The organism is Arthrobacter sp. alpha11c (genome assembly GCF_054149985.1).
Window position 1 is genome coordinate 1,895,253 of the sequence record NZ_CP196747.1, and the last position, 21,083, is coordinate 1,916,335.

Annotated in this window: 17 protein-coding genes and 1 pseudogene; 10 read left to right on the forward strand and 8 right to left on the reverse strand. The window is 61.6% G+C overall.

What is annotated here, in order from left to right:
• Positions 1-76 precede the first annotated feature (76 nt).
• Complete coding sequence (locus tag ACTAQJ_RS08740; RefSeq protein ID WP_431119428.1) at positions 77-1,555, forward strand: lipase maturation factor family protein; 1,479 nt, start codon at positions 77-79, stop codon at positions 1,553-1,555.
• On the opposite strand, the gene ACTAQJ_RS08745 is transcribed toward ACTAQJ_RS08740, so the two are convergent.
• Positions 1,527-2,663, reverse strand: a complete 1,137-nt coding sequence (locus ACTAQJ_RS08745) for a LacI family DNA-binding transcriptional regulator (RefSeq protein ID WP_498701716.1) — start codon at positions 2,661-2,663, stop codon at positions 1,527-1,529. The two genes, ACTAQJ_RS08740 and ACTAQJ_RS08745, sit on opposite strands and share 29 nt — an antisense overlap.
• 252 nt (positions 2,664-2,915) lie before the next feature.
• On the opposite strand from ACTAQJ_RS08745, the gene ACTAQJ_RS08750 reads away from it, so the two are divergent.
• From ACTAQJ_RS08750 to ACTAQJ_RS08780, 7 genes and pseudogenes are all read left to right on the forward strand, one after another.
• Positions 2,916-4,241: an extracellular solute-binding protein gene (locus ACTAQJ_RS08750; protein WP_477513626.1), complete on the forward strand. Its 1,326-nt coding sequence runs from the start codon at positions 2,916-2,918 to the stop codon at positions 4,239-4,241.
• The gene (locus ACTAQJ_RS08755; protein WP_498701718.1) at positions 4,238-5,167 is read left to right on the forward strand and encodes a carbohydrate ABC transporter permease; all 930 of its coding nucleotides are present in this window, start codon (positions 4,238-4,240) and stop codon (positions 5,165-5,167) included. The genes ACTAQJ_RS08750 and ACTAQJ_RS08755 overlap by 4 nt, the downstream gene beginning before the upstream one ends.
• Before the next feature lies 1 nt (position 5,168).
• Entirely contained in the window at positions 5,169-6,074 is a 906-nt protein-coding gene (locus ACTAQJ_RS08760) for a carbohydrate ABC transporter permease (RefSeq protein ID WP_498701719.1), read from the forward strand.
• Between the two features lie 13 nt (positions 6,075-6,087).
• Positions 6,088-7,281 (forward strand): Gfo/Idh/MocA family protein, encoded by a 1,194-nt coding sequence (locus ACTAQJ_RS08765; protein ID WP_498701720.1) that lies wholly within the window; start codon positions 6,088-6,090, stop codon positions 7,279-7,281.
• Positions 7,282-7,292: 11 nt separating this feature from the next.
• Positions 7,293-8,296, forward strand: a pseudogene (locus ACTAQJ_RS08770) (sugar phosphate isomerase/epimerase family protein).
• Between the two features lie 57 nt (positions 8,297-8,353).
• Positions 8,354-9,055 (forward strand): ThuA domain-containing protein, encoded by a 702-nt coding sequence (locus ACTAQJ_RS08775; protein WP_431119417.1) that lies wholly within the window; start codon positions 8,354-8,356, stop codon positions 9,053-9,055.
• Positions 9,040-10,143: a Gfo/Idh/MocA family protein gene (locus tag ACTAQJ_RS08780; RefSeq protein ID WP_498701721.1), complete on the forward strand. Its 1,104-nt coding sequence runs from the start codon at positions 9,040-9,042 to the stop codon at positions 10,141-10,143. Before ACTAQJ_RS08775 ends, ACTAQJ_RS08780 begins: the two co-directional genes overlap by 16 nt.
• Before the next feature lie 125 nt (positions 10,144-10,268).
• On the opposite strand, the gene ACTAQJ_RS08785 is transcribed toward ACTAQJ_RS08780, so the two are convergent.
• From ACTAQJ_RS08785 to ACTAQJ_RS08815, 7 genes are all read right to left on the reverse strand, one after another.
• Positions 10,269-11,144, reverse strand: a complete 876-nt coding sequence (locus tag ACTAQJ_RS08785) for an HpcH/HpaI aldolase/citrate lyase family protein (protein ID WP_498701722.1) — start codon at positions 11,142-11,144, stop codon at positions 10,269-10,271.
• Positions 11,145-11,205: 61 nt separating this feature from the next.
• Entirely contained in the window at positions 11,206-11,691 is a 486-nt protein-coding gene (locus ACTAQJ_RS08790) for a MaoC family dehydratase (RefSeq protein ID WP_223948528.1), read from the reverse strand.
• A complete protein-coding gene (locus tag ACTAQJ_RS08795) occupies positions 11,688-12,440 on the reverse strand; it encodes a CoA transferase subunit B (RefSeq protein ID WP_498701723.1) in 753 nt (250 codons plus the stop codon). The genes ACTAQJ_RS08790 and ACTAQJ_RS08795 overlap by 4 nt, the downstream gene beginning before the upstream one ends.
• A complete protein-coding gene (locus tag ACTAQJ_RS08800; protein WP_498701724.1) occupies positions 12,437-13,225 on the reverse strand; it encodes a CoA transferase subunit A in 789 nt (262 codons plus the stop codon). The genes ACTAQJ_RS08795 and ACTAQJ_RS08800 overlap by 4 nt, the downstream gene beginning before the upstream one ends.
• A 20-nt stretch (positions 13,226-13,245) precedes the next feature.
• Positions 13,246-14,409 (reverse strand): acyl-CoA dehydrogenase family protein, encoded by a 1,164-nt coding sequence (locus tag ACTAQJ_RS08805; protein WP_498701725.1) that lies wholly within the window; start codon positions 14,407-14,409, stop codon positions 13,246-13,248.
• Positions 14,406-16,511, reverse strand: coding sequence for an acetyl/propionyl/methylcrotonyl-CoA carboxylase subunit alpha (locus tag ACTAQJ_RS08810; RefSeq protein WP_498701726.1), 2,106 nt, complete (start codon positions 16,509-16,511; stop codon positions 14,406-14,408). The genes ACTAQJ_RS08805 and ACTAQJ_RS08810 overlap by 4 nt, the downstream gene beginning before the upstream one ends.
• A gap of 99 nt (positions 16,512-16,610) precedes the next feature.
• A complete protein-coding gene (locus ACTAQJ_RS08815; protein WP_498702167.1) occupies positions 16,611-18,221 on the reverse strand; it encodes a carboxyl transferase domain-containing protein in 1,611 nt (536 codons plus the stop codon).
• Between the two features lie 145 nt (positions 18,222-18,366).
• On the opposite strand from ACTAQJ_RS08815, the gene ACTAQJ_RS08820 reads away from it, so the two are divergent.
• Together ACTAQJ_RS08820 and ACTAQJ_RS08825 are read left to right on the forward strand one after the other, a co-directional pair.
• Positions 18,367-19,014 carry an SACE_7040 family transcriptional regulator gene (locus tag ACTAQJ_RS08820; protein ID WP_431119405.1) on the forward strand — a complete coding sequence of 216 codons (648 nt, stop codon included), beginning with the start codon at positions 18,367-18,369 and terminating at the stop codon, positions 19,012-19,014.
• 80 nt (positions 19,015-19,094) lie between these two features.
• Complete coding sequence (locus ACTAQJ_RS08825; RefSeq protein ID WP_498701727.1) at positions 19,095-20,882, forward strand: HNH endonuclease signature motif containing protein; 1,788 nt, start codon at positions 19,095-19,097, stop codon at positions 20,880-20,882.
• The last annotated feature ends 201 nt before the right edge of the window (positions 20,883-21,083 follow it).

Sequence of the window (21,083 nt, forward strand, 5' to 3'; positions counted from 1 at the left end):
GAAGGGTGCGAACGTAGCACCCAGGTAAGTGGAAAACCCCGCTTGACCACTTCTTTCCCGCGCGTAACGTGGAATTGTGGAGTGGCTGGCCTGGTTTGACGCGCAGGACTGGTTTGACGCGCGGGACTACGAATTCGCGCGGCAGGTATTGCAACGCGGTACTGCCGCCCTTTATCTGGTTGCGTTCCTCTCCACCATGAACCAGTTTCCGGCACTCCTTGGCGAGCACGGCCTGCTTCCCGTACCTTCGTTCCTTGAGATGGCCCGCCGCCTGGCTCGGCCCACTCTCTTCCAGTGGCGGTACTCCGATGCCCTGCTGCGGGCAGTCTGTTGGGTGGGAATTGCCGTGTCCGCCTTGCTGGTGTTGGGCTTGCCGCAGCTGGGACCACCGTGGCTGCCGATGCTGGCGTTCCTCACCCTCTGGTTCCTGTACATGTCGATCGTGAATGTGGGCCAGACGTTCTACGGCTTTGGCTGGGAGATCCTGTTGCTGGAGGCCGGTTTCACCGTAGCTTTCCTTGGCTCGGACCAGGTTCCGCCACCCACCACCATCCTGATCCTGATTGCGTGGCTGGTGTTCCGGCTTGAGTTCGGCGCGGGAATGATCAAAATCAGGGGCGGCCGTGAGTGGCGCGACCTCACGGCGATGTTCTATCACCACGAGACGCAGCCGATGCCCGGACCGCTGAGCAGGCAGGCCCATCTCCTCCCCCGCCCATTGCACAAAGTGGAAGTGGTGGGAAACCACTTCGCGCAGTTGGTGGTTCCGTTCTTCCTGTTCGCGCCCCAACCGCTGGCCAGTATCGCGGCAGGAATCATCATCGTGACGCAGCTTTGGTTGGTGGGCAGCGGTAATTTTGCCTGGCTGAACTGGATGGCAATCGTTCTCGCCTTCGCTGCCGTGAGTGATCCGGTGGCGCATGCGGTTCTTCCCGTCATCCCGCTCCAGTGGCACACAGGTGCCGAAACTCCGGTGTGGTGGCTCGTCGTCGTACTTGCCGTGACGGTCCTGTTGCTGGTCCTTAGTTATCGCCCCCTTTTGAACCTCTTCTCGCGCCAGCAACTCATGAATGCGAGCTTCAATCGCTGGCGCCTGGTCAATGCCTATGGCGCGTTCGGCACGGTGACGAAGCAGCGGATCGAGATCGTCGTTGAAGGCACCATGGCAGAAGAGCCGGATGCAGCTGACGAGGAATGGCTGGAGTACGGCTTCAAAGGTAAACCCGGGGACGTGCGCCGCCTCCCGCGGCAGTGGGCGCCGTATCACCTCAGGCTTGATTGGCTCATGTGGTTCCTGCCGCTGCGGACCGTCCACGAGGGGTGGTTCTACGCCTTCCTGGAGAAGCTGTTGGAGGCAGACAAGCCCACTCTTGGGCTGCTTCGCCATGACCCGTTCGACGGCGAACGCCCCCGTTGGGTGCGTGCGCGCAGCTATCTTTATCGTTTCGCCAGCCGTGCGGAGTTCCGTGAGACGGGTGAGCGTTGGGTGCGGGTGTTACTGTATGACGCCATTCCGCCGGTCTCGCTTACACCTCGACGGCGGCGGCTCCTTTAGCGTTGTCTGATTTCGCCTCGGACGCGGGCTTGGCCTTCGACGCGGGCTTGGCCTTCGACGCGGGCTTGGCCTTGGATGCGGGCGGTGGCGCTGTGGACTCACGGACCACCAAGTGTGTGGCCAGTTCCACCCTGCGGGAGTCGATGTCCTCGCCGTGGACCTGGCGCAGGATGAACCGCAGGGCCGAACGGCCCATCTCCTGTAGTGGCTGTGACACGGACGTCAGGGGTGGAACGGATTCTTCCGCCTGGTGTGTGCCGTCGAAACCAACGAGGCTCATGTCCTCCGGAATCCGGATGTTCTGCCTTCGCGCTTCTGCCAGGACACCCAGCGCGATGCTATCGCTTCCAGCGAATATTGCCGTCGGCGGATCCGCAAGTGCCAGCAGGGCCTTCATGCCCCTCACACCATTCTCGGGCCGGAATGCGCCGGAAGATACGTAGTCCTCGTCCACGGTGATGCCCTCTGCCATGAGTGCCGCCATATAGCCGTGGAGCCGTGCCTGGCTGCATTCTGCCGTGGCAGGTCCGCCTATATAGGCGATCCTGCGGTGTCCCAACCCCAGTAGGTGAGTAGCTGCGGCCTTGCCTCCGGCCCAGTTGCTGGCGCCCACGCTGAAGACGTCTGCCGGCGGCGGGTTGAGGGGGTCCACCACCACGATGGGGATCCGGCGGCGTTGGAAAGCTTCCAACTGTGCGGACCCAAAGGCGGAAGTCACCACGATCATTCCGCTGCGGCCTTCGTCGATGATGCGCTGGGCCCGCTCTTCGGGGCCCAACGGCGACGCTGTTTGCCTGCTGGTCACCGAGAGGATGACCTCCATGTCCGAGACCGCCGCGTGCTCCATGACACCGTTGAGGACTTCCACGGAGTAGGCCGAGTTCAGGGAGTCGAAAACCACCTCAACTGACTGCTGAGGCGGAGGACTCTTGCGTTGCAGGGGCGACTTGTATCCGGTTCGCTGCAAGGCCGCCAGCACGCGCGCCCGGGTTTCCTCGGCCACGTCCTCCCTGCCATTCACCACTTTGGAAACCGTGGGTGCTGAAACCCCCACTTCTTTCGCTACCGCAGCCAGTGTGAGCTTGAGCGGACGCTGCTCGCGTTCCATGAATCCCCCTGCTTTCGAAATATTTCGGCTTGCTTCGAGTATGCGGGAAGCGGATGGAAAGCTCAAGAGAGCTGCAACGTCGGGCCAATCAGAGCCAAAGTAAGCCTTGACGTGTGATGAATTGCACTTTAGTTTAGACCGTGACCTAAACAGCACTCGCGAAATATTTCGATATTTTTCGGGCAATGGTCACTCCTTTTGGGAGATGGGCACCGCAACGTGCCCAACGAGGCGACTACACATGGAGAAGCAATGAAGCAGTTCCAATCATCACGGCGTTCTTTTCTGGCTCTAGCGGCAGTTACGCCATTCGCAGTCATGGCAACCAGCGCCTGCGGTACGTCCGGACCGGGCAGCGCAAGCGGAGGAGGCGCCAGCATGTGGTTCCTCTCCGGTGAGCCGAACCAGACCACCATCCAGAAAGCCGTCGATGCTTTTGGCTCATCGAATCCCGATAACAAGATCGCTGTGACGTACTTCCAGAACGATGCTTACAAAACGAAGATCAAAACCGCGATCGGCGCCGGCCAGGCACCCACGATTGTTTATGGCTGGGGTGGCGGGACGTTGAAGACCTACGCCGAGGCCAAGCAGGTGGAGGACCTGACCAGCTGGTTCGAGGCCAACCCGGATCTGAAAAACAAGTTCTTCCCCGCTTCCTTCGGTGCAGCCACCGTCAACGGCAAGATCTACGCCCTCCCCAACCAGTACGTGGCCCCTGTTGTCCTGTTCTACAACAAAGAGCTCTTTGAAAAGGCCGGGGTGCAGCCACCCAAGACCTGGGACGACGTCATGTCGCTGGTAAAGACCTTCAACGACATGGGCGTAGCCCCGTTCTCCCTGGGCGGTCAATCCCGCTGGACATCCATGATGTGGCTGGAATACCTGCTGGACCGCATCGGAGGGGCCGAGGTGTTCACTTCGATTTTCGAAGGCAAACCCAATGCCTGGATGGATCCGGCCGTGATCGAAACAGGTACCAAGATCCAGGAACTGGTGTCCGCCGATGGCTTCATCAAGGGCTTCTCCTCCATCACGGCGGATTCGAAAGCGGATCAGGCGCTGCTGTTCACGGGCAAAGCAGCAATGTTGCTTCAAGGCTCCTGGACGTACGGACCCATGAAGAAGGAAGGCCAGAACTTCGTCCAGGACGGAAAACTGGGCTTCGTCACCTTCCCGACGATCCCGGGAGGCAAGGGAGATCCGAAGAATGGCGTAGGCAACCCCGCCCAGTACATGTCGATTTCGGCCAAGGCCACCGACAAGGAAAAGGAAACGGCCAAGAAGTTCTTCAAGGACGGCATCATGACGGATACGGTCATCGACGCCTATATCAACTCCGGTTCGGTCCCGATCGTCAACGGAATTGAAGACAAGCTCGCAACGTCCCCGGACAAGGACTTCCTGAACTTCGTCTACGACCTTGCCAAGAATGCCCCGAACTTCCAGCAGTCATGGGATCAAGCCCTGAGCCCGACTGCGGCCGAGGCCCTGCTTAACAACATCGACCAGCTCTTCCTCAAGTCGATCACGCCACAGCAGTTCGCCGAGAACATGAATGCCACCCTGGGCAAATGAGCTCAACAACCACTCAAAGGGCTGCCACTGCATCGCGGAAAATCGAGCAGAGCGGGCAGCAAGAATCTGCACTTGCGTGGCTGACGGTGCCGGCTTTGATCTTCTTCGTGGTGTTCGCACTTGCGCCACTGGTAGGTGTCCTGGTTCTGAGCTTCGCCAACTGGGACGGCATCGGCGCCATCGGAGCAGCCGGCCTGGAGAACTGGTCCTCAGTTCTCAGCGACCCCGGACTGTACAACGCACTGGGCCTGACTTTCCTGATCATGATCGTCTCCTGGCTGGTTCAGACTCCCATCAGCCTTCTCCTGGGAGTCTTCACCGCCGGCACACAGCGTTACAGGGCCGCCTTGGCGGTGTTGTACTTCTTGCCGCTTCTCCTCTCCTCCGCGGCAGTTGCTATTGCGTACAAAGCATTGTTGGACCCTAACTTTGGGCTGGCCATGGGGCTGGGTTTGCCCTTCCTGGCCCAAGACTGGCTGGGCGTTCCACAGTTGGCATTGGGACTGGTCATCTTTGTGATCGCCTGGCAGTTCGTGCCCTTCCATACGCTCATCTACCAAGGTGGTGTCCGGCAAATCCCCAAGTCCCTGTATGAGGCAGCACAGATCGATGGTGCGGGAATCATTAAGCAGTTCTTCCACATCACGCTTCCGCAGCTGAAATACACCATCATCACGTCGTCCACCCTGATGGTGGTCGGATCGCTGACGTACTTCGACCTCATCTTTGTCCTGACCGGTGGCGGCCCGGGTAATTCCACCCGCATCCTGGCGCTTGACATGTACTTGCGCGGCTTCCGGGCCAACCTGATGGGCCCGGCAAGTGTCATCGCGGTCATCCTCGTCGTCATCGGCCTTGTCCTTGCCTTGTTCCTCCAGCGCCTTGGAGGCAAGGACAAGCAGGGCAGCCAATTGGAAGGTTTGTAAGGTGAGCACTGTCCTTCACAGCGATTCGAAAATCGCTCCAGCCACTCCCACGGGCCATTCCATCAAGGCCAAGCAGAGCCTTGGTTCACGGGTCAGGCGGCTGAACATTCCCGGCGGCCTTGGCGGTTGGATATGGCTGGCCATCATCATTGTGCCGATCTACTACATCGTCATCACCAGCTTGAAGACGTCCGAAGGGTACTTTGGGCAGAATCCGTTGGCCCTCCCGGCGGCTCCTACGTTGGAGAACTACCAACTGGTTCTCGAGGCCAACTTCACCACGTACTTCATGAACAGCGTGATGGTCACACTTGGCTCCGTGGTCCCCACGGTGTTGATCTCCTTCATGGCCGCCTTCGCGATCGTTCGTGGTCGCGGCCGATACCTGAAGTTTGTTAACGGCATGTTCCTCATGGGCTTGGCGATTCCGCTCCAGGCAACCATCATTCCGATCTACCTGATGATCATCCGGCTGAACCTGTATGACAGCCTCCTTGCCATCATGCTTCCCTCCATAGCGTTCGCCATTCCGTTGACGGTTCTGATCCTGTCCAACTTCATCCGCGATGTGCCGAACGAATTGTTCGAGTCAATGCGCCTGGATGGCTGCAGTGATTGGCAAACGATGTGGAGGTTGGCGCTGCCGTTGACCCGCCCGGCGATTGTAACCGTGGCAATTTACAACGGCTTGCATGTCTGGAACGGATTCCTGCTGCCCCTGGTACTCACCCAAAGCCCCGGACTCCGCGTCCTCCCGTTGGGATTGTGGACTTTCCAGGGCGAGTTCAGCGTCAACATCCCCGCCGTGCTTGCCTCCGTTGTCCTGAGCACCCTGCCAATCCTGGTGATTTACGTCCTCGGACGCCGTCAGCTGGTCAGCGGCCTTACGGCAGGCTTCAGCAAGTAGAAAGGACCTTCACATGTCAGAACCCAAACGCCTCCGCGTGGGCATGGTGGGCTATGCCTTCATGGGCGCTGCCCACTCGCATGCCTGGCGGACAGCCCCGCGATTCTTCGACCTCCCCCTGATACCTGAACTGACTGCCGTCGCCGGCCGCAACCCGGACGGCGTGCGTGCAGCTGCCACCAAGTACGGTTGGGATTCCGTTGAAACCGACTGGCGCCGCCTGATCGAGCGCGATGACATTGACCTCATCGATATCTGCACCCCCGGAAACACGCACGCCGAGATCGCCATCGCGGCCTTGGAAGCGGGCAAACACGTGCTCTGCGAAAAGCCACTGGCCAATTCAGTAGAAGAGGCGGAGAAAATGACAGTGGTTGCACAGGCGGCAGCCGAGCGCGGCGTACTGTCCATGTGCGGCTTCAGTTACCGCCGCACTCCGGCTTTGGCTTTGGCCAAACGGATGGTGGAGGAAGGGCGTCTGGGCAACATCCGCCATGTCCGGGCGCAATACCTGCAGGACTGGCTCAGTGACGCGGATGCGCCGCTCACGTGGCGCCTGGACAAGTCCAAGTCCGGCTCCGGTTCCTTGGGCGATATCGGCGCCCACAGCATTGACGCCGCGCAGTGGATTACGGGCTCCACAATCACCGGCGTCTCGGCGCTGCTGGAAACCTTCGTGAAGGAACGGCCAGTAGGTGGAGACTACGTGGGACTCGGCGGCCGCGGCGGTTCGGACGCTCCCAAGGGCCCCGTCACCGTGGACGACGCCGCGCTGTTCACCGCCCGGTTTAGCGGAAAGCACGACGCCGATGCTGCCGCCACCATCGGCATCTTCGAAGCCACTCGTTTTGCGCTGGGCCGCAAGAACGCCATGCGCCTGGAGCTCAACGGGACCAAGGGCTCGCTGGCCTTCGACTTCGAGGACATGAACTCGCTTCAGGTCTACGATTCGGCGCTGGAACCTGACGCCGGATTCCGCAAGATCATTGTCACCGAGCCGTCCCATCCGTACACGGGCAATTGGTGGCCCACCGGTCACGGCCTTGGTTACGAGCACGGCTTCACCCATCAGGTGGTGGACCTGGTGAATGCCATCGGCGCCGGGGAGCAGCCCTCGCCGTCGTTCTCTGATGCCTTGCAGGTCCAAAAGGTGCTGGCCGCCGTTGAGGCGAGCGCGGGCAACGCGAGCCGCTGGCAGAACGTCTGAGAGGAATCATCATGACCCGACCCATCACCCTTTACCGGCCAGTGGGCCGATCTGCCGTTTGAGGAAGTAGCGCGCCTGGCTGGCGAGTGGGGCTTCGACGGCCTGGAGATTGCCTGCTGGGGCGATCATTTGGATCCCCGGCGCATCGTCGAGGACGACTCGTATCTTCAAAGCAGGCTGGACATCCTGGAGAAGCACCATCTCTCGGTCCATGCGATCGCCAACCACCTCACCGGACAGGCAGTGTGCGATGACCCCATCGATGAACGTCACCGGGACATCCTGGCACCCGACGTCTGGGGTGACGGCGAACCGGAGGGCGTCCGTCAGCGTGCTGCCGAAGCGATGAAGACCACGGCACGTGCGGCAGCAAGGCTTGGCGTCAAGACCGTCACGGGGTTCACGGGCTCGTCCATCTGGAAGTGCGTTGCGATGTTCCCGCACGGCTTCAGAAGGCATGATCGAGCGGGGCTACCAGGACTTTGCAGACCGTTGGAACCCCATTCTGGATGTCTTTGACGAGGTAGGAGTCCGTTTTGCCTTGGAAGTCCATCCTTCGGAGATCGCGTACGACTACTGGACCGCAAAACGCACCCTGGAAGCGATCGGGCACAGGGACAGTTTTGGCCTGAACTTTGACCCCTCCCACTTCATCTGGCAGGACCTTGACCCTGTGATGTTCCTGCAGGACTTCGCGGACAAAATCTTCCATGTCCATGTGAAGGAATCCGTTCGCCAACTCAATGGACGCAACGGGCGCCTTGGATCCCACTTGCCGTGGGCGGATCCCCGCCGTGGCTGGGACTTCGTCACCGCAGGCCATGGCGATGTGAACTGGGAACCCATTTTCCGGATGCTCAACTCGATCGGGTATGCCGGACCCACCAGCATCGAATGGGAAGACGCAGGCATGGATCGGCTGATCGGCGCTCCGGAAGCGTTGGACATGGTCCGCCGACTGGCTGCCATCCGGCCCCCGGCTGCAGCTTTCGATGCCGCATTTGCCGCCCGCTGAACCCGCTCTCGATCAGCCAACAGACTCACCCGGACGTTTACAGATATGAAGGAAAACATGACAACCAAGAGTAAGACCGCACTTGTGGTTCGAGGCGGGTGGGACGGACACCAGCCGGTGGAAGCTACCGAACTGTTCCTCCCGTTCCTCAAAGCGAACGGCTATGAGGTCAGGGTGGAGGAATCCCCCAAAATCTACGCTGACGCTGACTACATGGCAGGCGTAGACCTCATTGTGCAGTGCATGACGATGTCCACCATCGAAAAGGACGAGTTTGAGGGGCTCCGCACCGCCGTCGAAAATGGGACTGGGCTGGCCGGATGGCACGGCGGGATCGCGGATTCCTACCGCGACACTTCGGACTACCTGCACTTGATCGGGGGCCAGTTCGCCTGCCACCCGGGCAAGCATGAGGACGAACGGATCGGCGAACAGTCGGATAACTACGTTCCCTACACGGTGAATATGCTCCCGACCGCAGCAGAGCATCCCATTACGCAGGGAATCGGAGACTTTGACCTCGTCACCGAGCAGTATTGGGTTCTGGCCGATGACTACATCGACGTCCTGGCGACCACTACGCAAAAAGTCCGCGAATGGGACCCGTGGAACCGTGAGGTCACTTCCCCCGCCATTTGGACCAGGCAATGGGGCAAGGGAAGAATCTTCGTCTCCACTCCCGGCCACCGCGTGGAAATCCTCCAGGACAGCAACGTCCGCACCATCATCGAAAGGGGCATGCTGTGGGCATCCCGCTGAATGTAGGAATCATTGGCTGCGGCGCCATCATCGCCCAATACCTGGCAAACTTCCGCCGGTTGGATTCCATCAACCTCGTGGCCGTCGCGGACCTCGATCCCGCCCGCGCCCAGGCTGTTGCCGACTCCTACGACGGCGTCCGTGCATTGTCCGTGGATGAGCTGCTTAAGGCGGACGACGTTGAGCTTGTCCTCAACCTGACCATCCCGGCAGCGCATGCTGAGATCGCGCTCAAGGCCATCGCGGCGGGCAAGTCCGTTTATGGCGAGAAGCCGTTGGCGGCGACTACAGCCGAGGCCCGGCAAGTACTTGAAGCGGCCAAAACGGCGGGAGTGATTGTGGGGTGCGCTCCGGATACTGTCCTCGGCACCGGTATCCAGACCGCACGAAAAGCGATCGACGACGGCCTGATTGGCGCTCCCGTTTCAGCGACAGCCACTATGGCTACCCCGGGCCATGAGCGCTGGCATCCGAATCCCGATTTCTATTACCAGCCCGGCGGCGGACCGCTGCTGGATATGGGCCCCTACTACGTGTCCGCACTGGTCACCTTGCTGGGCCCCGTAGTGTCGGTGGTGGGCGCGGCCAGCCACACCCGCAGCGAACGCACCATCGGTTCGGGTCCCCGCCAAGGGCAAAAAGTACCGGTGGAGATCGATTCCCACGTCACGGGTGTCCTCGTCCATGCTTCCGGCGCGCTGTCTACGCTGTTCATGAGCTTCGACGCCGTCAAGACCAAGAGCCCCAACATCGAAATCCATGGGGAGAAGGGTTCGCTCATTGTTCCGGATCCCAACCACTTCGACGGCGATGTGCAGCTGTTCGAGTTGGGAGCCGAGGAGTGGAAAACGCTGCCTGTATCCGCGGGTTACGTTGACGCCGGCCGCGGCTTTGGCATCGCCGATTTGTCAGCCACTCCGGCGGGACAAGAACCCCGCGCCGGCGGCCAACTCGCTTTCCACGCCCTTGAGGTCATGGAGTCCGTGCTGGAATCCGCCAAGACAGGACAGGCGGTAGCCATCCGGAGCACAGTCAGCCGCCCGGACATGGTGGAACTGGCAGAACTTTCGACGCCGGTACGCGCCTAGCGCTGCAGGGCAACAGTCGAATCCCATGTTGCCCAACTGGGGGACAGCAAACGTCGCAATGAACCCTCATAGCGACGTTTGCTGTCCCCTAGTTGGGTTTTCAGGCGAACGTGCGGGTTCAACTGTTACTTCGTGTGCCGCGCCCGGCGCAGTGTTGCCTCGGCGTGTTTGAGGATGGGGCCGTCGATCATCTTGCCTTTGAACTGGAAGACGCCCGTTCCGGTCGCAGATGCTGCATCGAGAAGCTCGGCGGCCTCGGTCACGGCTTCGGGTGTTGGTGCATAGGCTTCCCGCACTGTTGCAACCTGGCTCGGGTGGATGCAGGCCTTGGCACCGAAACCGCTGGCTACGGCGTCAAGGGATTCCGCGGCCAGACCCCGGAGATCGGGGATGTTCACATACACGGAGTCGATGGCTTCCTTGCCGGCGGCTTTGGCGGCGAGCAGCACAGCGGACCGCGAGTGCAGGGCCACGGCCCGGTAGCCGCCGTCGTCGTTCCTGCTGGAGAGACCACCCAGCGAAGCCAGCAGGTCCTCCGCGCCCCACATCAAGGCAACCACGTTGGGTTCCGCGGCGATGGCTGAAGCATTGACGATGCCGGCGGCCGTTTCACAGAGTGCGATCACGCGGTAACCCTCCAGCGCTTTGAGCTGCCCGGCGCTCTCCGCCTTGGCGAGCATGACGGTGCGGTAGGGAGTGTGCGCCAGGCTGTGCAGGTCCTTCTCGAATTCCGCGGAGCCCACTGGGTTGACGCGGACAATCGTCCGGCTCGGGTCCAGTTCAGCGGTGTCTCCTTCGGATCCGAGCTGTGCGAGGATCGCACCCCGGGCCCGTTGCTTGTCCCCCGGAGCCACGGCATCTTCGAGGTCCAGGATCACTGCGTCCGAGCGCTCCGCAGCCTTACCGAAACGCTCCGGCCGGTCAGCGGGGCAAAAGAGGAGTGCCGGCCCCATGGTGAACGGCGTAACCGCGCCGCGGAGGGAAGAGTCGGGAGAAGGCATGAAGAGTTCCTTGCTGCTGGAATGCTGGGCTGCTGGAATGCTGACAAATGCGGAAAACAGCCTAGGACTGCGCGGCGTGTGCTTCCTGGGTCCACATCAGGCAGGTACGCGTGGCAAGCGCCACCACCACTCCGTCCTGGTTCCTGCCAGTATGTTGCATCGTCACCACACCTTGGCCGGGACGCGAGGACGACAACCGTTTGGCGGTGATCACCGTTTCCGTGTACAGGGTATCCCCGTGATAGAGCGGGTGGGGAAAGGTGACATCCGTCAGCCCCAGCTGGGCGATGATGGTGCCCTGCGTCAGCTGGGTCACCGACTGCCCCACCATTGTGGACAACGTGAACATCGAATTCATCAGCCGCTGCCCGAACGGCTGCGCGGAACTCCATGCTGCGTCCAGGTGCAGCGCCTGGGTGTTCATGGTCAAGGTAGTGAACAGGACGTTGTCCGTCTCCGTCACGGTTCGTCCGGGCTTGTGGGCGTAGATCACGCCCTCTTCCAGCTCATCGAAGTACAGTCCACGCTGCTCAACAACACGCGTCATACGGTGAGTTCCTGGTCCTCTTCGAAGAGTTCAGCTCCGGTGGCAGCCACGACATCGTCCAAAGTGACGTTGGGGGCCAGTTCGCGAAGGACCAGCCGCGGTTCCCCCTCGTCCTTGACGACGTCGATCACGGCGAGGTCGGTGATGATCCGGTCCACGCAGCCCTTGCCCGTCAGGGGCAGAGTGCAGTCCTTGACGATTTTGGGCCTGCCACTGCGGTCCACATGCTCCATCATGACGATCACCTTCTTGGCGCCGAACACGAGGTCCATGGCCCCGCCCATGCCCTTGACCATCTTTCCGGGGATCATCCAGTTGGCAAGATCGCCGTTGGCAGCCACTTCCATGGCACCCAGGACCGCCACATCCACGTGGCCGCCCCGGATCATGCCAAAGGATGAGGCCGAATCGAAGAACGCAGCGCCCGGTTTGATGGTGACAGTTTCCTTGCCGGCGTTGATGAGGTCCGGATCAACCCGGTCCTCGGCCGGGTAAGGTCCGACGCCCAGGATGCCGTTCTCGGAATGGAGGATCACTTCCACACCCGCAGGAATGTAGTTGGGAATCAGGGTGGGCATCCCGATCCCCAGGTTCACGTACTGGCCGTTGGTGAGTTCCTGGGCTACGCGTGCTGCAAGTTCGTTGCGGCTCCAGCCCTTGGCTTCGTGATGGTCGACGTCGGCACGACGGTACTCGTGCCGCACGGCTTCGGGACGGGGCGGGATGTCATGATACGAGTTGTCGTTCACTGTGCTGCTCCTGCCTGCCCGGTTGCCTGGCCGGTGGTCAGAGCCACCGTCCGTTTCTCAATCCTTTTCTCCGTTGTGGGAGCCACCACCACCCTTTGCACGAAAATGCCAGGGGTATGGATGTGCTCCGGGTCCAGCTCGCCGGTTTCCACGAGCTCTTCGACTTCGGCAATGGTTGTCTTCGCGGCCATGGCACACAGGGGGTTGAAGTTCATGGCCGTTGCATGGAAAACGAGGTTGCCGTGGCGGTCGCCCTTCCACGCATGGACCAGCCCGAAGTCCGGCGTCAGCGATTCTTCCAGTACGTAGTCGGCGTCCTGGAAAGTGCGCACCTCCTTGGGGGCCGAGGCGATCGCAACGTTCCCTTCGGCGTCGTACTTTTGCGGCAAGCCGCCCTCGGAGACCTGGGTGCCCACACCGGCCTTCGTGTAAAAGGCAGGAATACCGGCGCCGCCTGCGCGCAGTTTCTCGGCGAGCGTTCCCTGCGGGGTGAGGACCACTTCCAGTTCACCGGCGAGGTACTGCCTGGCAAACTCCTTGTTCTCACCCACATAGGAGCTGATGGTGCGTCGGATTCGTCCATCCTTGAGGAGGATTCCGAGGCCCCAATCGTCCACGCCACAGTTGTTGCTCACGGTCTCCAGGTCCGTGGTGCCTTGGCTGTGGAGCGCGTCGATCAGCGACACGGGGATTCCGCATAAGCCAAAACCGCCGACAGCGAGCGAGGCACCGTCCGGGATGTCCTTCACCGCTTCCGCGGCACTGGCAACAACCTTGTCAATCATCCTTGATCCTTCCCGTACGGTTAGAGACCCAGCTCGCGGGCGATGAGCATCAACTGGACTTCAGTGGTGCCTTCCCCAACTTCAAGAATCTTGGAGTCGCGGTAATGGCGCGCCACTGTGAATTCGTTGATGAAGCCATAGCCACCGAACACCTGGGTGGCGTCCCGTGCGTTGTCCATGGCTGCCTCGCCTGCGACCATCTTAGCGATGGCCGCTTCAGTCTTGAACGGCTTGCCGGCCAGCATCCTCGCTGCTGCATCGTAATAGGCCAAACGAGCCGTATGGGCCCTGGCCTGCATCCTGGCGATCTTGAATTGGATGGCCTGGTACTTGCCGATGTTCTGGCCAAAAGCGCTGCGTTCCTTGGCATACTTCACCGAAAGATCCACGCAACCCTGGGCCGCACCTGTACCCAAGGCGGCAATGGCAATGCGGCCCTCGTCAAGGATGGACAGGAAGTTGGCATATCCCCTGCCCCGCTGGCCCAGGAGGTTCGCTTCAGGAACCCGGACGTTGTCCAAAGTCAGAGGGTGCGTGTCCGACGCGTTCCAGCCCACCTTGTTGTAAGCCTTCTCTGCCTTGAAGCCCGGGGTTTCGGTGGGCACCAGGATGGTGGATATTTCTTTCTTGGCGCTGCCATCGGGGTTTTCCGTCTTACCGGTGACGGCAGTGACCGTCACCAAAGTGGTGATATCCGTGCCCGAATTCGTGATGAACTCCTTATTGCCATTAATGACCCATTCCCCGTTGTCCACGTGGGCGTGGGTCTTGGTACCACCTGCATCGGAACCGGCCTCACGCTCGGTCAACCCGAATCCGGCCAAGGATCGTCCGGATGCCAGCTCCGGAAGCCAGCGCTCCTGCTGTTCCTGCGTGCCGAAACGGTACACCGGCATGGCGCCCAGGGACACGCCCGCCTCAAGCGTGATTGCCACCGACTGGTCAACCCGGCCCAACTGTTCCAAAGCCAGCGCAAGGGCGAAGTAGTCCCCGCCCATTCCACCGAACTCCTCCGGGAACGGCAGGCCGAACAGGCCCATCTCCCCCATCTGCTTGACCACTTCATAGGGAAAGCTGTGTTCTTCATCGTGCTTGGCAGATACGGGTGCCACCACTTCGTCGGCGAATTCGCGGACGGAATCACTGAGGTCCTGGTATTCCTCGTTCAGGTCAAAACTGCTCATGGCTGGAGGTCCTTGTCTGTATCTGCGGGCTTGTCTGTCTCTGCAGGTCCTTCAAGAGGGTCTGCTGCGTGAATAGTGGCGAGTACTTGGTCGGCTTTGACCAGGTCGCCCGGTTTGCTGGTGAGGTGGACGGTTCCGGAGACCGATGCCACCAGTTGGTGCTCCATTTTCATGGCTTCCACTGCCAGGAGCGGCTGCCCCTCTTGGACCATGTCTCCGTTGGCCACTGCCACCGAAACCACCGTTCCGGGCATCGGCGAGCGCACCTCCGGGTCTGCAGCACCTTCTTCGCGCTGGATGCCTGCCAGCATCCTCTGAAGACGTTCGGCGCGGTCCAGGACTTCCAGGCGGCAGGACCAGCCGTTGTTGCCAAGGTAGATCGCCCGGATTCCGTTCGCCTCGGCTGGTGGCAGCCCCACCGCATAGGTGACCCGACCGCCGTCGATCTCCAGGACGATGCCGTTTCCGGTCCGTTCCACGGCGTTGACTTTGGCCGAACGGCCCCCGTCAGGGCCGCCGTCGATGACTGCCGGGAAGGTGCCGGAGTCCTCAGTCAAGGCAACGGTGGAGGTGCCGCCACCCGGCAATCCGAACGTGGCACTCCAAGCGCCGCGGGCGCCCAGGCGCCACGAGTCCGGCGAGCTCCAGGCGTTGCCGGCATGCGCAGAAGCCCCAGAGTTTGCCTTCCTTTCAAGCCACAGCGTCAGGGCGGCAGCGATCAACTCGTGGGCGCCTGCGTGCCTGAACTCCATGGACGGCAGCTTGCGTTCGATCAGCCCCGTATCCAGGTGGCCGGCCCGGACGTCAGGATCATTGATCAGCAGCCGGAGATATTCCACGTTCGTGTCCAAGCCCAGCAGCGTGTACCTGCCCAGGGCAGCGTCCAAGGTGTCCAGGGCAACAGCACGGCTTTCGCCCCAGGCGATGACTTTGGCCAGCATGGGATCGTAATCGCCGGTAATCTCAAGGTCCTCGCGCATAGCGGAGTCGATCCGGACGTTCGCGTGGGAGCGTTGCTCGCCGAGCACCTTGGGATCCGTCCCGCCATTCTCGGCTAGCGCCACGACGCGCCCCATCGACGGCATGAAGTTCCGCTCCGGTACCTCGGCATAGACGCGCGCCTCTACGGCGTGGCCTTCAAGAACGACGTCGGACTGCGCAACGGTGAGTACCTCACCGGCGGCGATCCGCACCTGCCATTCAACGAGGTCTATCCCGGTGACCATTTCAGTGACGGGGTGCTCCACCTGCAAGCGCGTGTTCATCTCCATGAAGAAGAACTCATCGGGATGTTCGTCGGACACCAGGAATTCCACCGTGCCGGCACCGCTGTATTTGACCGAACGTGCTGCGTTGCAGGCTGCCTCTCCAATGCGGGCCCGTTCGGCCGGGCCGTCCGCCAGCGACTCAAAGAGTGCTGAAGGAGCTTCCTCAATGACTTTCTGATGGCGGCGCTGGAGGGAACATTCGCGCTCGCCCAGGTGGATGACGTTGCCGTGGTTATCCGCGAGGACCTGGACCTCGATGTGGCGGGGTGCCTGGATGAGCCGTTCCAGGAACAGCGTGTCATCCCCAAACGCCGAAGCTGCCACGCGCCGTGCGGTCTGCAGCGTGGCAGCCATGTCCTCGGGCCGCTCCACGATGTGCATCCCTTTGCCGCCGCCGCCTGCCGAGGGCTTGATGAGCAAAGGAAAGCCTACCGACGGAGCAGCGTCGATCAGTTCCTGGTCCGTGAGGCCGGGTATCGCAATTCCCGGTACGCACGGGACGTCGTAGGCCATGACGTGATTCTTGGAACGAATCTTGTCTCCCATAACCTCGATCGCGTCAATGCCCGGTCCGATGAACGTGATCCCCGCCGCGTCAAGGGCTTTGGCGAACTCCACGTTCTCGGACAGGAAGCCGTAGCCAGGATGAACCGCCTCCGCACCGCTGCGGCGACAGGCATCGATGATGGCATCGATTTTCAAGTAGCTCTCGACTGGCGCCGTCCCCCCGATTGCCACTGCGGTATCGGCAAGCGCCACATGCTTGGCGTGCTTGTCCGCGTCCGAATAGACGGCAATGGAACGGATGCCCATGTCCCTGAGCGTTCGGATCACACGGCAAGCGATCTCTCCACGGTTGGCAACGAGAACGGCGTTGAAACGGACGGGACGCCGCAGTGGCGGCTGATGCTGTGGTGGTTGGCAGAGTCATGGTCACATCCTGAAGAGGCCGAAGGAGGTCTCGGGCAGTTGCTGGCGGGAGACGACGTCCAAAGCCATGCCGAGGACCCGTCGGGTGTCTGCGGGATCGATGATGCCGTCATCCCAAAGCCGGGCGGTGGAGTAATAGGGGCTGCCTTGTTCCTCGTACTGCTGCCTAATGGGAGCTTTGAAAGCCTCTTCTTCCTCGGCAGACCATTCCTGGCCGGCGGCCTCGTACTGGTCCCTTTTCACCGTTGCAAGGACACTGGATGCCTGGTTTCCACCCATGACCGAAATACGGGCAGCGGGCCACATCCACAGGAAACGCGGCGAGTAGGCCCGCCCGCACATGGAGTAGTTTCCGGCGCCGAAGGAGCCGCCGATGACAACTGTCAGCTTGGGGACCCTCGCCGTTGCGACGGCGGTGACCATCTTTGCGCCGTTCTTGGCAATGCCGCCTTGCTCGTAGTCTTTGCCCACCATGAACCCGGAAAGGTTCTGCAGGAAGATCAGCGGGATGCCGCGTTGATCGCAGAGTTCGATGAAATGGGCGCCCTTGAGCGAGGACTCACTGAACAGGACCCCGTTGTTGGCCACGATGCCAACAGGATGTCCATGGAGATGGGCGAATCCAGTCACCAGCGTGGTGCCATAGTTCTTCTTGAACTCATGGAATTGGGAACCGTCCACGAGCCGGGCGATGACTTCGCGGACATCGTACTGGGCGTTGACGTCCGTGGGGACCACGCCATAAATCCCGGAAGGGTCGACGACGGGCGGCAGGACGACGTCGAGTACGTCCCACGCCGGCGTGGCTGGCTTGGGCAACGTGCCGACGATGTCCCGGACGATCTCCAGCGCATGCTGGTCGTTCTCGGCCAGGTGGTCCGTAACCCCGGAAATCCTGGAGTGCACGTCGCCGCCACCCAGTTCCTCAGCGGTGACAATCTCGCCAATCGCTGCCTTCACCAGTGGCGGCCCACCAAGGAAGATGGTGCCCTGATTTCTTACGATGACCGTCTCGTCACTCATGGCCGGTACATAGGCGCCGCCGGCCGTGCACGAACCCATCACCGAGGCGATCTGCGGGATCTTGGCCGCTGACATCTTGGCCTGGTTGTAGAAGATCCGGCCAAAATGCTCTTTATCGGGGAAAACCTCATCCTGCTTGGGCAGGAATGCTCCACCGGAATCCACCAGGTAGATACATGGAAGCTTGTTTTCCAAGGCAATTTCCTGGGCCCTGAGGTGCTTCTTGACCGTCATGGGGTAATACGTGCCGCCCTTGACCGTGGCGTCGTTGGAAATCACCAGGACATGCCGGCCACGGACCAACCCAATACCGGCAATCACTCCTGCGCCCGGCGAATCATCGTTGTACATGCCATGTGCGGCCAGGGGTGCTATCTCAAGGAACGGGCTGCCCTCGTCCAGGAGGTAGTCAATTCGCTCGCGGGGCAGCAGTTTGCCTCGGGCGACGTGACGCTCCCTGGACTTCGCGGGTCCCCCGAGGGCTGCCGTGGCTAGCCTTTCCTTCAGTTCCCCTACGAGGGCCAGCTGTGCTTCTTGGTTGGCTTCAAAGGTGCCACTGTTGGGTCCTGCCAAGCTGGCGATTGTCTCCATTGACCACTGTTCCATTCCCGGCCCCTGGCCATTTCGGTTAGTGCCACGTAACTGAAATTTAGGTTAGTCTTTATTAACTGTGATGTCCAGCACAGTGGGACCCGCGCAAACCCACATCTCTGGCAGTGGCACCAAGGAGGAGAACGTGACCGGAGGCCCGGAAACAGGCACAGTCCGCAGCCCAGCCGCAGCAACCCCAGCCGCAGCAACACAGCGAGGCCAAGCCAAGGAACTCCGCAGGCTGGCATTGCTTTCAGCGGCCGCGGGACTCTTTGCAGAAAATGGCTTCACCCGGGTTTCGCTTGAGGATCTTGGTGCTGCCGCAGGCGTCAGCGGGCCTGCCGTTTACCGGCACTTCCCCGGCAAGCAGGCTGTCCTCGGCGAGCTTCTCCTCAGCGTCAGCCGCGACCTGCTCGACGGCGGCCTCCGCGTGGTCTCCGAGTCCGAAGATCCCGGGACCGCGCTGAAGGGGCTCATCCAGTTCCAAGTCGATTTCGCCCTCAGCAATCCTGACGTCATCCGTGTCCAGGACCGGGACTTCGGAAGTCTCAGCGACGCGGACCAGGCAGAAGTCAGGTCCTTGCAGCGCGCGTACGTTGAAACGTGGGTGGACGTCCTTGCACGCATTCACCCGGACGCGGATGTCGCCGGCCTCCGTGTCCGTGCACACGCAGCCTTCGGTTTGATCAACTCCACACCCCACTCTGTGCGCCACCACGGCAGGAAGATCGCCGTGAAGTCGGCCAGGCCGATCCTGGAACAGATGGCTTTGGCCGCTCTCACTTCAGCCTGATTGTTTACTCTTTTAGGGAGATTTGGGGCCGTCTTCCAGATGCCCTTAAAATTGTCGGACCCCGATGAAATGATTTGATCATGGAAGATATGGGGCAGCTAACGGCACTTCGGACGGAATCGTCCCCTGTTGTTGCTGCCCTGGCCACGGCCCGGTCACGGCGCTTCTTGAGCATGCCGGACTTGGTCAGGGCCGGGTTCAAGGATTCGACGGCGTCCGTCATCGCGATCGGCCATTTCCACGGGCTGGGCAACAGAGCCGGGCTGGGCAACGACGCCGCGCTTGCTCAGCCGAGCCCCCATTTCAAAAACAGGCATCCCAATCCTGCGGCTACCGGACGGGACCCGGCGGCTCTTCTTGAGGACGTCGCGGCTCTTCTGGACCCCTTTAGGTTGTCCGAAGCGGCCGATGCGGCGCGGCTGTTTGGGTTTGTTGAGGCCGCGGACTTTGCCGCCAGGATCGAGGAGATCTCCCGGTCGTTGGAGTACTTACAGGTTGTCGCCGCGCAAGCGGTGGAAAGTACCCGGAAGGAAGCACACCAAGCGTCGCCGGGGTCGTCGGCCTGCGCGCCGGAGTGGCGGACCGGTTGGACCGAACCGGAGCCAGGATCAGATGTGGCGTCAGCTTCCGCTTGTGAAGCACGCTCCCCAAAAGCAGCACCTTCCGTGGGTGGCGCCAGTTCCGTGAGTGCAGCAGGCTCAGCGGCTTGGGCCGCCGCCGGCAAAGCGAGCCCTTTGGACGACGGGTACCGGAATGCCGCTGAGTTCCTTCGGGCCCGGTTGCGGATCAGCAAAAGCGAAGCCAACCGCCGGCTCGCCCTCGCACCCGACGTCCTTCCGCAGGCCGGAATGGCCGGGCAGGAGATCCCGGCCCGGCGCGAAGTGCTGGCCGAAGCCCTCTCCTCAGCCCTGCTGCCTTCCCGCTCCGCGACGATCATCAGCAGCGCACTGGAAAAAGTCCGGCAGCTCACCGATGACGACACCATCACCCGGATGGAACACGCCCTCACCCGCACCGCCATCGAGTCCGACCCGGACTTCGTCACCAAAATGGCCAAACGCTGGGTCGATTCGATCGACCAAGACGGTCCCGAACCGTCCGAAGAAGTTCTCCGCCAACTCCAAGGCGCGTTCTTCCGCCGCCGACGCCGCCACGGGCTCCACCACATCGAAATCTTCGCCACCGCGGAACAATACGAAACCCTGGCCACCGCCATGCACACCGCCACCAACCCCCGACTCACCACGGATAGTAATCCCACCGGACCGGATCTGGACCGGCGTTCCCGCCCCATGAAACTCCTCGACGGACTCGTCGGAGCCTGCGCCGTCGCCATGACCACCGGGAAACTGCCAGCCAACGGCGGACTCCGACCCCAGCTCACCCTCACCATCGACGAACGCGACCTCTCCGAACGACTCACCGACCACCAACGACTCAGCACCGGCACAGCAACGTTCCTGGGTCCGATGCACCCGAACACCATCCGCAAAATCGCCTGCGACGCGGACATCATCCCCGTCCTGCTCGGCAGCGACTCCCGCGTCCTGGACATCGGCCGCACCACCCGGATCTTCCCGCCCCACATCCGCAAAGCCATCACCGCCCGGGACGGCGGCTGCGCCTTCCCCGACTGCACCATGCCCGCCCCCTGGTGCGAAGCCCACCACATCACCTACTGGTCACACGGCGGCACCACCTCCACCGAGAACGGCACGCTTCTCTGCAGCCACCACCACCACGTCATCCACAAGGAACAATGGCGGATCGACATGACCACCGGCGTGCCCTGGTTCACCCCACCACCACACATCGACCCCAAACAAACACCACGACGCAACCACCACCACACACCCCAGAGAACATAAACCTGCCCGACAGTGATGCCGGGTGCGGCGAGGGCAGTGCCCCGGGTATGCGGAAGTGTGCCAGATGCTCATGGGTGCCAGATGCTCATGGGTGCCGGATGCCTGCGCGCGTATATTCTTGGGCCGTTCCAGTATTCCTAGGACTCACAGGGCCAGTTTCAGGGGCTGTGCGGGGCGGAAGTGGAGCCTAGGCTGAAGCTC